The sequence below is a fragment of the Barnesiella sp. B2-R-119 genome, from assembly GCF_023656675.1.
In the GTDB taxonomy this organism is placed as follows: Bacteria; Bacteroidota; Bacteroidia; order Bacteroidales; family Barnesiellaceae; genus Barnesiella; species Barnesiella intestinihominis.
Genome location: NZ_JAMOKL010000003.1, coordinates 318,364 through 331,778, shown reverse-complemented (window position 1 = coordinate 331,778; position 13,415 = coordinate 318,364). Strand labels below are relative to the sequence as shown.

6 protein-coding genes are annotated in these 13,415 nt (G+C 41.5%); all 6 read left to right on the top strand.

Annotation, left to right across the window (positions count from 1 at the left end):
• Window positions 1–10: 10 nt before the first annotated feature.
• Window positions 11–1,051 (top strand): glycoside hydrolase family 43 protein, encoded by a 1,041-nt coding sequence (locus tag NBH06_RS07730; RefSeq protein WP_021891483.1) that lies wholly within the window; start codon window positions 11–13, stop codon window positions 1,049–1,051.
• A gap of 367 nt (window positions 1,052–1,418) precedes the next feature.
• Window positions 1,419–3,713, top strand: a complete 2,295-nt coding sequence (locus tag NBH06_RS07725; protein WP_021891482.1) for a GH92 family glycosyl hydrolase — start codon at window positions 1,419–1,421, stop codon at window positions 3,711–3,713.
• Window positions 3,714–3,884: 171 nt separating this feature from the next.
• Window positions 3,885–6,401 (top strand): GxGYxYP domain-containing protein, encoded by a 2,517-nt coding sequence (locus NBH06_RS07720; RefSeq protein WP_250793617.1) that lies wholly within the window; start codon window positions 3,885–3,887, stop codon window positions 6,399–6,401.
• Between the two features lie 153 nt (window positions 6,402–6,554).
• Window positions 6,555–8,822, top strand: coding sequence for a GH92 family glycosyl hydrolase (locus NBH06_RS07715; RefSeq protein ID WP_155013048.1), 2,268 nt, complete (start codon window positions 6,555–6,557; stop codon window positions 8,820–8,822).
• Between the two features lie 31 nt (window positions 8,823–8,853).
• Window positions 8,854–10,140: a T9SS type A sorting domain-containing protein gene (locus NBH06_RS07710; protein WP_250793615.1), complete on the top strand. Its 1,287-nt coding sequence runs from the start codon at window positions 8,854–8,856 to the stop codon at window positions 10,138–10,140.
• Between the two features lie 142 nt (window positions 10,141–10,282).
• On the top strand, window positions 10,283–13,411 hold the full coding sequence (locus tag NBH06_RS07705; protein ID WP_250793613.1) for a SusC/RagA family TonB-linked outer membrane protein: 3,129 nt from the start codon (window positions 10,283–10,285) through the stop codon (window positions 13,409–13,411).
• The last annotated feature ends 4 nt before the right edge of the window (window positions 13,412–13,415 follow it).

Below are 13,415 nucleotides of genomic sequence, written 5' to 3'. Positions count from 1 at the left end.
AAAACGACACATGATGAGAAGTATTATTGTATTGAGTTTGGCGCTGCTGTTGGTGGCGTGTAAGCATGAGAAAGAGTATAGTGGCAATCCTATTGTCGAGGGTTGGTATGCCGATCCAGAAGGGGTTGTCTTCGATGATGAATATTGGATATATCCTACGTTGTCCGATATTCCTTTCGGAGCCGATAGCGCAGATTTTCCCGGATTGCAAAAAGAAACGCGGGCCATTCATCAGGTCTATAATATACAGACTTATATGGATGCTTTTTCATCAAAAGATATGGTCCACTGGACTAAGCATCCCAAAGTGTTGTCTGTTGAGAATATAAAATGGTTGGAATTTGCCTTATGGGCTCCGTCTATTGTTCGGGCGAATGGCAAATATTATCTGTTTTTCGGAGGGAATGATATCCAGAATGATGAGCAATATGGAGGAATCGGTGTCGCTGTGGCTGATAACCCGGCAGGCCCATTTAAAGACGTTTTGGGGAAACCTTTGATCGATAAGATTGTGAACGGTGCCCAGCCGATCGATCAGTTCGTTTTTAAAGATGACGATGGTAGTTATTATATGTATTATGGAGGCTGGCATCATTGTAATATGGTAAAATTGAGTTCGGATTTATTGAGTCTCGTTCCTTTTGACGATGGTTCGTATTATAAATCTGTCACACCTGAGAATTATGTGGAGGGACCTTTTATGCTGAAACGGAATAACAAATATTATTTTATGTGGTCGGAAGGCAGTTGGGGAGGTTCGGATTATAGTGTGGCTTATGCCATTGCCGATTCTCCGTTCGGCCCTTTCGAGCGTATTGGGAAAATATTGCAACAAGACGAGAGTGTGGGTACAGGTGCGGGACATCATTCGGTCATTCAGATACCGGGGAAAGACGAGTGGTATATTGTTTATCATCGTCACCCATTGGGCGATACGATTCCAAATCATAGAGAGATTTGTATCGACCGTATGTATTTTGACGAAAATGGTTTTATTAAACCGGTGAAGATGACTTTCGACGGTGTCGGTGTCAATAGGCTTACGGATTAGCGAATAGTATCAGAAATGTATCATCGCCTCAAACAAGAAAATTTTCATTGAGTTGTTTTTCTTGTTTGAGGCGATGTTGTTTTCTACACGTGACTATTTACAGTAAAATATATGGAAAGATATGAGGCAATAACGTTGACCTCGATAGCTTTATTTGAAAGAATTGTTTTTATGCTGATTGTCGAGTGGTTACCCCCCCCCTGTTATTAATCTTGTTATGTCGCTCCTTTTCTTATGAGAATTGTTAATGCCTTATTAATGTTTTTGATTCGGAAATAAGTATTGCATATGGATAATTAATATTCTATTAATGGTTTTATTAATTGCTCCGGCTTACTTTTGTCACAAAAAATAAAAAAATGATTCCATGAAAAAAGTTTCTTTACTTATATTTTTATCTGTTTTACTTATATCGTGCGGAGGTAAAGAGGTGCTTTCTACTTCTTTTTCACCGGTTGACTATGTGAATCCGTTAGTGGGAACTCAATCTAAGTTTACCTTGTCTACGGGTAATACCTATCCGGCTGTCGCATTACCGTGGGGAATGAATTTCTGGACACCGCAAACGGGAGATATGGGAAATGGCTGGGCCTATTGTTATACCGACGACAAGATAAAAGGATTTAAGCAGACACATCAGCCCAGTCCGTGGATCAATGATTATGGGCAGTTTGCATTGATGCCGGTGACCGGTGGTAAAAAGTTCCTGCAAAATGAACGAGGAAGCTGGTTTTCTCATAAAGCTGAGACGGCAAGACCTTATTATTATAGTGTGTATTTGGCTGACCATGATGTGAAAACAGAAATTACTCCGACGGAACGTTCTGCTTATTTTAGGTTTACTTTCCCAGAAAGTGAAGAGTCGTATATCGTAGTAGATGCATTCGATAACGGGTCTTTTGTTCAGATAGATGAGGAAAATGGCACGGTAACCGGCTATACGACTAAAAATAGCGGGGGAGTACCGGATAATTTTAGAAATTACTTCGTGATGAAATTTGATAAGCCTTTTGCCTCGGCGGAAGTATGGAGCGGAGATAAAATTATAAAAGGTAAAAGAGAGGTAGAGGATAATCATGTCGGTGCTGTGTTGGGATTCAAGACTTATAAAGGTGAAAAGATTGGTGTAAAGGTAAGTTCTTCTTTTATCAGTGAAGAGCAGGCATGGTTGAATTTGGAAGAATTGGGCAGTAGGAATTTTAACGAGGTAAAAGAGTCTGCTCGAAATGCTTGGAACGATGTAATGAATAGAGTGAGAGTAGAAGGAGGAACTGATGAACAACTACGTACTTTCTACTCTTGCTTGTATCGTTCTTTATTGTTTCCCCGTAAGTTTTATGAAGTAGATAAATATGGAAATATTGTCCATTATAGTCCTTACAACGGAGAAGTGAGGAGAGGATATATGTATACAGATACCGGATTTTGGGACACGTTCCGCGCTTTATTTCCTTTCTTGAACCTCATGTATCCTTCTGTCAACAAAGAAATTCAAGAAGGATTGGCAAACAGTTATGAAGAAAGTGGATTTTTACCCGAATGGGCCAGCCCGGGACACCGTCACTGCATGGTGGGTAATAATTCGGCATCTGTTGTGGCCGATGCTTATTTGAAAGGATGCCAGACAGAAAAGATCGATCTGTTGTATGAGGCTGTTCTGCACGGAGCGAATCATGTGCACCCCCAAGTTCCTTCGACGGGAAGATTGGGATATGAATATTACAATCAAAAAGGATATGTACCTTATAATGTAGGTATTAACGAGAATGTGGCGCGCACGTTGGAGTATGCCTATGATGATTGGTGTATTATGAGACTGGCGCAACAATTGAACCGGCCGCAGGAAGAAATCGATCTTTATCGGGAAAGGAGTAAAAACTATCGGTTCGTTTTCGATAAAGAGAACAATCTGATGCGCGGGAAAAACGAAGATGGTACATTCCAGTTTCCTTTCAGTCCGTATAAATGGGGTGATGCTTTTACCGAAGGCAACAGTTGGCATTATACATGGAGCGTGTTTCATGATGTGCAGGGACTTATCGATCTGATGGGAGGGAAGGAGAACTTTGTCTCCATGTTGGATTCTGTTTTTGTGGTTCCTCCTATTTATGACGATAGTTATTACGGGCAGTGCATTCATGAAATAAAGGAAATGCAGATTATGAATATGGGTAATTATGCACATGGCAACCAGCCTATCCAACATATGATTTATCTTTATAATTATGCCGGGCAGCCTTGGAAAGCGCAATATTGGTTAAGGGAAGTGATGGATAAGCTATATACTCCTTATCCTGACGGCTATTGTGGAGATGAAGATAATGGACAGACTTCTGCATGGTATATATTTTCTGCGTTGGGCTTTTATCCGGTATGTCCGGGCTCAGGGGAGTATGTGATGGGAGCTCCGCTCTTTAAAAAGGCGATTCTTACGTTGGAAAATGGAAAGCAGATCGTTTTGAATGCTCCTGACAACACGAACGAAAATAGATATATACGTTCTCTGAAAATGAACGGGAAAGAGTATAACCATAATTGGTTGAAACACGAGGAATTGATGGACGGCGCTGTTCTTGATTTCGATATGAGTCATACGCCTAATACAGAGCGCGGAATAAACGATGAAGATTTCCCGTATTCTTTGACTAACGAGGATAAGTAAGAATCAAATAAATCCCATGTACATTCGAGGTGTTCCGGTTCGGATAAACCGGAGGTGACCATGTTTTGACCTCATGAAAACTACTTTTTACTGCTTGATGAAAAGTAAAATCGGTGGAGGTGATCTTGATGGCGTGGTATAAAAAGTCTGAAAATTTAAGAGGTGAGTCGCATGATGAAGAGTGTTCTTATCTATGGAGTGCTGTTTTGGGTATTGGGTTGCTATAAGGCAGCCGGTCAAGAGGCGATAGGGCTTTATGACCTGCATTATACTTTGGAAACCGACTTGTCGACACCAAAGGGACGCAATTTCGCTTGGGACGATGTACATGTCGTTTCGGCTTTGCAAGGAATCGTCAATCGGGATGCTCCGCAACTATATGTCTTTTTTGTGGATAGGGATCAATTGGATATTGATAAATATTGGTTGAATAAGTATCGTAGGAAAGGGCAGTGGTTGTATCGAAAGGAAACGGTGACGTATAATACCATTGAAGACTTGGTGTCGGCTTACGCCGGATACATAAAGGGGGTGGTACTTTATGATGAGAGAGTTCCGTCCACAAGCAATGTCGCTTCTGCCGTTGCGGGTGCGGAAGACCTTTTGCCGATCCGTTATGATCTTGATTCCGAGAGTTTGTATAGTCGCTTAGTTTTGGGTGGTCCCCGATTGAAAGTAAAGCGTAGATTGATCAATGAAGATGGAAGTGTTATGTTTACGGGATCGGGGGTGATTCCGGGGACGAATCGAAACAGCACAGGCTCTATAAAAAACGATCCGTACATTTGGTATATAGAGAATTATATGAAAACCGGCAAGTGTAACACGGAATATGCCGCTTATTATCTGGATCAATATTGGAAACAAAATCCCGGTGCTACGGTACGGAATCATCATACGCTTTCTAATCATGATTTTTTCATTAGCAAGCGAGCTTTCTTTTTCGATTTATCACCGTGGGGAGACGAACCGGCAACAGACGAACCGACTCAAAAGGTAGGGACTGATTTGGCTACCCTTAAAGAAATGCTATTGTTGGCATACCAACAGAATAAAGGTGAAAAGTACTGCTATATAGGAGGGTTCCCCTCATGGGCATTTAAATATACGAAGCATGCCGGCGGTATCCACGACGATGTTCCTACGGAGTGGGAGTTTTTACGTCTTATCAGCGCTTACAACGCTTTTAAAGATGCCGATGCAATTGCAATCGGAGCGTTGGCGAATGCCTCTTTTTGGCAGCATTTCCCTTTGGAGGAACGGTATTCGCAACCGTGGGTTACTCATGAAGAGTTGAAGCAAAGAGGATTGTTGACCGAAGACGGTAAAGTCGACGTGAAAGGAAGGAACTTTCTGATATTTTATGTGGGGGATTATGATGCGTCATCGTGGGTGAGCCAATTTACCTCTCTTACTTGGGACGACCCCAATAGAGGAAAAGTCCCGATGATGTGGGCCATAAGTCCGGTATTACAGGAGCGCGTGCCTCATGTGTTACATAATTTTAGAAAAACGGCTACTAAGAATGATTATTTTGTCGCATCGGACAACGGAGCAGGATATTTGAGCCCCGGAATGTTACAAGAACCCAGACCTATTTCGGGATTACCTTCTGGATTACAATCGTGGGCGGAGCACTGCAAGCCCTATTATGAGAAATGGGGATTGAGCATTACCGGCTTTATTGTCGACGGTTATGCTCCCGGTTTGAATTGGGAAGGAATGGAATGCTATCGATCATTTAGTCCCAATGGAATCGTTCCTCAGAAACTATCTTCGTGGAGTATGCTTTTTGGAAATATGCCTGTGTTGAGGGCCGATTACGATATCAATGATGTCGAGCCCAAAGATGCTGCGGTGGCTATCGTCAATAGAATAAGGGAGAGAGAGGGGTTGCCTTTTCATTGGTTTAGAAATATAATAAAATCTCCCACGTGGTATGTAGAGGTAGTCGAGGAACTGAAAAAAATAGATGATAGTATCTGTTTGTTGGATGCCCCGTCTTTTTTTGAGCTTTTGCGGATTTATTTGAAGGAAACTGCTCCTTTTGCCGGTGGTACGGGGAGTAGGGAAGATCCGTTTCTTATTTCTACACCGCAACAGTTCGACCATATAAGGGAGTATAGAAGCCAATGCTTTCGATTGATTAACGACCTCGATTTTTCTGATTATGTCAGAGAAGATGGCCAAAGTTGGTGGCCTTTGGGCGAATGGGGAAGTGGAGATAATGCTATGGAGCGTTTTCGTGGCTTTTTTGATGGAGGTGGATATTCGATTAGGAATTTGTCGGTGGAACGAAAAGCTCATGACCTGAGTATTTTTGGAGTGACAGAAGGTGCAGAGATTATCAACTTGAAAGTTGAAAATTGCAGCATCATTGGAGAGGGGCGTTTAGGAGTTCTGACAGGCGCTACCTTTTCTACAAAGATAGAACAGGTCGATATACTCGATAGCCAATGCGAAAACCGATTATCGGATCATGGGTCGAATGCCGGAGGTTTGACAGGACCACTTTACCGGTCGGTGATAAAAAACTGTTCTGTGAAGGGTGGAAATGTTTATGCGAAGGATTGTGCGGGTGGTATATCCAGTTCCATGAGTAAAGATAGCGAAATCATCGATTGTTACTCGACTTGTCGGATAGAAGGAATTACGAATGTCGGAGGAATAACGGGAAAAGTGAATTGAAAAATGATACCTTTCGAATATTAATGTTTTGTTAATGTTTCGGTCGTAAAAAATCTACTTTATGTATGCTTGAATCGTGGATTCTTAATGTATTATTAATGTTTTTGTTAATATTATAATCTTACTTTTGTCTCACACACATAAAATGCTGTAATGAAAAAAGAACCTTTAATTGTATTCATTTCTATTTTATTTTTACTTGTATCGTGTAGAGTAAAAGACGAAAATATCGAATCGGCGATATTTTCTCCGGTAAATTATGTGGACCCGTATATAGGAACCGGCGGACATGGTCATACGTTTTTAGGAGTCGCTGCTCCGTTCGGAGCCGTGCAGATCGGTCCTAACAATATAAATAAAGGGTGGGATTGGTGTTCTGGCTATCATTACTCCGATTCGATTGTAATAGGATTTTCACATTTGCATCTCAATGGAACCGGTTGTAGCGACACGGGCGATTTGTTATTTATGCCATATACGGGGAAAATGCGTACGCAGCCGGGAACCCAAGATAATCCCTTATCGGGTTATGCTTCTTATTATTCTAAGAGTGATGAAACGGCTTTACCCGGATATTATGGAGTAGTATTGAAAACTCATCGTACAAAAGTAGAATTGACGGCGTCGGACCGAGTTGCCTTTCACAGATACACTTTCCCGAAGAATGTCGAAAAGTATGTGATGATTAATTTAAAGGATGCCAATGGCGACGATCGTCCTACCGATACATTTCTGGAACAAGTAAACGATACTACTGTCAGTGGTTATCGTTGTTCCTCTGGTTGGTCGAAGCAACAGCAAATCTATTTTACGGCTGTTTTCTCCGAACCGATACGTTTAGCTTTGTTTCACGATTCGATACCAGTACAAGGAAATGTTTTACAAGGTATCGACGTGAAGGGAAATGTAATTGTCGCATCTGATGTCGAGAAACTTGATGTGAAAGTGGGAATATCGCCGGTGAGTATGGAAAATGCGGCGGCTAATATTCGACAAGAAATCGCCGATTGGAATTTTGAACGGGTTGTAGATGAGACGACTGCCAAATGGAATGCCGAATTGTCCAAACTGCAAGTATCGATTACGGATACAGTGGCCAAACGTATTTTTTATACAGCTTTATATCATGCGTTTATACAACCGGCTATGTTCAATGATTGTAACAAGGAATATAGAGGTACCGACAAAAATGTGTATGGCGATCCGGGTTTCACCAATTATACCGTATTCTCATTGTGGGATACGTATCGTGCGGCTCACCCATTATATACGTTGGTACAGCCGGAGCGTGTTCCCGATTTTATTAATTCGATGTTGGCTATTTATGAGCAACAAGGACGTTTGCCGGTTTGGCATTTGTATGGTTCGGACACGAATGAAATGATAGGTATTCAGTCGGTTCCTGTTATAGCGGATGCTATATTGAAAAATATGAAAGGTTTTAATTACGAACGGGCTTATCAGGCAATGAAGGCTTCAATGATGTCTGATTATAAAGGATTATCGTATGTGACAAAACTTGAATATATTCCGGCAGATAAAGAGAAGGAATCGGTAGCTAAGGGATTGGAATATGCCATTGCAGATTGGGGAGTTGCACAAGTGGCTCGAAAGCTGGGTAAGGTAGATGACTATGAGTATTTTTCGAAGAGAGCTTTGGCATATCAAAAATATTGGGACAAGGATACCCGCTTTTTCAGAGGAAAGAATCAAGATGGTTCTTGGCTTACTCCGTTTAACCCTGTTCATTCAACTCATCGGAACGATGCTTATTGCGAAGGAAATGGTTGGCAATATACATGGTTAATCCCTCATGATGTGGAAGGTCTCATTTCTTTGTTGGGTGGTGATGACGCTTTTGTTTCGAAATTAGATAGTTTGTTTTCGGTTAATGCCGATTTGGGCGATGCGGCATCTCCTGATATTTCCGGTTTGATAGGGCAATATGCACATGGCAATGAACCCGGACATCATACCGTATATCTTTATTCGTATGCCGGATTGCAGTGGAAAACGGCGGAGAAGGTCGATTATATATTGTCACAAATGTATCATGATTCACCCGACGGGTTACAGGGTAACGAGGATTGCGGGCAGATGTCTTCGTGGTATGTGTTTTCGTCCTTAGGTTTTTATCCGGTCAATCCTTCTAATGGAATCTATGTTTTCGGCAGACCGATTTTTGATAAGGTCGCTTTGAAATTGCCAGAAAATAAGGTGTTTGAAATAAGGACGGTCAATAATTCAAGAGAGAACAAATATATTCAGTCGGTTCAGTTGAACGGTCGACCGTATGATAAGTCTTATATCTCTCATGCCGATATAGTGAATGGGGGAACATTGGTTATTACAATGGGAAATAAACCGAATAAGGATTTTGGGACGAATATGGATTGTCGTCCGAAATCCGCTATTAAATAAAGTGTTATTAATAATTTAAAGTTTTAATGTCATGGAAAAGAATGATTACAAAAAGATTGTAGTATCTTGTTTTTGCAGCATGATGCTGGTTTCGAGTGCTTGGGCACAGGAAAGTGATTTGTATGCCGGAGGTACTGGGTCAAAGTCAGATCCCTATTTGATTGAGACGGAAGCTCAGTTTGATGCTGTACGCGAGAATCGGGGCTCCTATTTTAAATTGATGGCCGATTTGGATTTTGCTTCTTATGAAAAAGAAGGCGGTTGGTGGCCGTTAGGAGAATGGGGAAGCGGAGATGGTTCGGACCAACGTTTTAGCGGTACGTTTGATGGTAATGGGCATAAGATTTCCAATTTGATGGCTAAGCATGGAGATGATACCGGTGCGCATGATATGAGTGTTTTCGGCGTTGTTGACGGTGGTACGATTAGAAATTTATTGCTTGATAATGTGACTGTCATTGGTGGCGGGCGTTTAGGTATCTTGACGGGATTAACTCGTAATGCTACGATTGAGCAAGTGGGAGTTATCAACAGTTCTTGTTCGAACATTGGAACAGGTTCTAATTCCAGCGGCCTCGTTGGGCCTTGTGCCGGTACTACTGTAATCACAGACTGTTATACGGCCGATTGTAATGTAATGGCTAAGTCTACTGATGGTGAGACCGGGGATGCCGTAGGTGGAATCGTTAGTTCTGGAAATGCCACAGTGATGTATTGTTATTCGACTTCTACTATCGAAGGTAAAACCAATGTCGGTGGTATTGTCGGTGCTAATGATGGTGGCGCGGTTATTTCCTGTTTGTCTTTGAACAAGGATATTATAGGCGAAGTCGAAGTGACACATCGTGTTGTAGGAAAGAGAAACGGTGGAGATGTTTCTGATAATTATGCGCACTCTTCGGTTTTATTGAATGGTCAAGCCGTAACAGAGGGAACGGGAATCGATACCGATAATGGAGAAACGGTAGAGGAACTGACCGAATCGTTTTATGCAGACGATATGGGTTGGGATTTTGATGAAATATGGACAATAGATCCCACTATTTCTCCTTATCCGGTATTTAAATGGCAAACAAGCACAAGTGGAGTTACAAATGTCGAAAAAGCCGCTTATAACGTTTATGTGACTACCGACGGTATCCGAGCAGAAGGTTTGAATGGAAATGAAATGATCTATGTCTATACGACGAATGGTGTGTTGGTGGCTAAACAAATAGCTGAAAATACAATAGAGAATATTTCTTTGACCGGGAAAGGTATCTATGTAGTCAATATCGTTTCAACCGGAGCTTCCCAAGCATTTAAGGTTGTAAAATAAAAAATCAAATAGGAGAGGATTCGCTTAGTCGGTCCTCTCCTTTCCTCTCTTTTTAAAATTCTAAAATTGCAATTGCTTGTTAAGGAAATGGTTGAATAACAATAATCTAACAGGACGCATGAAAAAAAACAATTTCTTTTATATGGAAAAGGCGGTTTCAATGCTTTCCCATTATTCTCATTCATTCCTATTTTTATTTTTTGTTGTGGTAGGCTGCGCTACGGTTTTGGCAGAAAATGATCGACAGCAGAAAATTTCAGGGGTAGTGAGGGATCAGTCCGGGGAACCTTTACCCGGGGTTAATGTCGTAATGGTGGGAACTAATACCGGTACGATGTCGAATATAGACGGTGTTTTCAATTTGAATGTATCTGGTGACAAATTGGACAAAGCGGAATTGAAATTCTCATTGATCGGCTTTGCTTCGAAAAATGTTGCCTTGAAGGGAAAAACCGTAGTGAATGTGACTTTAAGTGAAGATGACCAGATATTAGATGAAGTAGTGGTCGTAGGTTACGGCACACAGAAAAAAGCTACTTTAACAGGAGCAGTCAGTACGATAGGAACAGATGAACTGACCGTTACACCCACTTCGAATGTCCAAAATATGTTGGCCGGTAAATTGCCGGGTGTACGTATTCAACAACGTACGGGAGAGCCGGGTAGTTATGATGCCAAGATGGATATCCGTGGATTGGGTACTCCTTTGGTCGTTATTGATGGTGTCGTAAGAGAGGTGTCAGATTTCCAGCGGTTGGAAGCTAACGATATCGAGAGCGTGTCTGTATTGAAAGACGCATCTGCCGCTATTTACGGTATGCGTGCATCGAATGGCGTGTTATTGGTGACGACTCGTAAGGGTGAGAGCGGTAAAACCCGAATTGATTATACCGGAAGTTTCGGTTTCCAGAATCCGTCGGGCTTGCCTGATGTTTTGGATGCTGCTCAATATGCCGAGCTTGTTCGTGAAGCTAATAGAAATATGGGTAGAGGTATTAATACCACTTTCACGGAAGAAGATGTAGCTCGTTTCCGCCGGGAGGGAGGAACCGACTGGTATGATTTGGCTATGAAAAATTTGGTTCCTCAAACCCATCACAATGTGACAGCCAGCGGAAGCGGGAAACGTACACAATATTTCCTTTCTTTTGGTTACTATGGCGAAGACGGTATTTGGAAAACCGGCGATTTAAATTACCATCGTTATAATATCCGTTCCAATTTGAGTTTCGATGTTACAAAAGATTTGAAAGCCGAATTGTTGATCGGTGCGATGTCCGATGAAAAGAATCAACCTTATAAAGATACTTGGGAACAGTTCAAAGCTATTTGGATGCTTAAACCTACGGAAACTCCGTATGCCAATAATAATGAGAGTTTTCCTAATGACGTGATGTATGGTTTGAATCCGCTTATGATTACCGATGCCGATCAATCCGGTTATAAGCGTAGGATAAACCGAACCTTGAATACTACATTTACATTGACTTATAAAGCTCCTTTTTTGAAAGGATTAAGTGCTAAGTTTTTGTATGCTTATGATTATAAGAACTATCAACAGAAAGAATTTCAAAAACAATATACATTATATAAATACGATAGGGAGAAAGATGTTTATAATTCTCAGATATATTCATCGCCTTCTTCTATTTACAGAAAATCATGGGAGGGAGCACAGAATCAATTACAGGCCTCTTTGAACTATGAGCGTCTTTTTGCAGAGAAACATAACTTGAAAGTCTTGTTTTTGTACGAACAAAGTGCAAAGGAAGAGGATAACTTGTGGGCAAAAAGAAACTTCGAGATGGATGCCGTAGATGAGATTTTTGCAGGCTCCGAAGAAGAGCAAATCGGTAATGCCGATGCTGGCCAGATTTATCGTGTAACGAATATGGGTATAGTCGGACGTGTCAATTACGATTATCAATCCAAATATTTGGCAGAAGTTAGCTTCCGTTATGACGGTTCTTCCAAGTTTGCCAAAGGACATCGTTGGGGATTTTTCCCATCGGCCTCTGTCGGATATAGAATTTCGGAAGAGAGCTTTATCAAAGAATTTGCTCCGCTGTCCTTTATTACGAATTGGAAGTTAAGAGCATCTTATGGAGCTATGGGTGACGATGGTTCCTCGTCCTATCAATATTTGTCGGGATATGATTATCCGGGCGCCAGTTATGTATTCGGCGATGTTGTCTATAAAGGATTGGGTTTCAGAGGTCTACCGAATGAACTGATAACTTGGTATAAGTCGAAGACCTTGAACGTGGGAACCGATCTTGATCTTTGGAATGGTATGCTGTCTGCACAGGTAGATTTCTTTTGGAGATACAGAGATGGTCTGTTAGGAAAGAGAAGTGGTGAAGTTCCCGGTACTATAGGTGCTGAATTGCCGGAAGAAAATTTGAATCAAGATTTGTATAAAGGTTTTGAAATCGTATTGGGACATCGCAATAAGATTAATGATTTCAACTATTCGGTAAGTTTGAATTTTGCATTGACTCGTCGTCAGAACAGACATTTGGAGGAAGGGGATGCAGTGAATTCCTATGATAGATGGAGAAATAAATATTCAAACCGATATTCCGATATGGGGTGGGCTTATGGCTCAAACGGACAATTTACTTCGATGGAGGATATTTGGCGGTCGCCTATTCAAGACGGTCAGGGTGGTGCTACCCAGTTGCCGGGTGACTGGAAATATGAAGACTGGAATGGCGACGGAATCATCGATGACAATGATGTTTATCCGAACGTGTACGAGCACACCAATGATAACGGAAATCCCAAAATGACATTCGGTGCTACTATCGCTGCCGAGTGGAAAGGGTTTGATGTGAACCTGTTGTTCCAAGGCGGTGGTGGATTCAATGTGATCTATTTCGAGCAATTGCAATACCCGTTGTGTTTCGGTGGAAACGGTTTGGCTCATTTTTATGACAGATATCGTCAGGACGAAAATGGGAACTGGATTCCCGGAAAATGGCCTACGACCCGTGATGCCGGATCTTATAGCGTGAATTATGCAAGATGTAAACAGACGACATACGATGCTTCTTATTTACGGTTGAAAAGCGTGGAAATTGGCTATACAATACCCCAGCATATCACTCGTAAATTCAAAGTGGATCGTTTGAGGATATTTGCAAATGGCTATAATTTATTTACGCTATCTAATTTGGATTTCGTCGATCCCGAGCATCCGGAAGGGAATTATGGATACCTGTATCCGATTATGAGAAACTTTAACTTTGGATTGAATTTATCATTCTAATTTG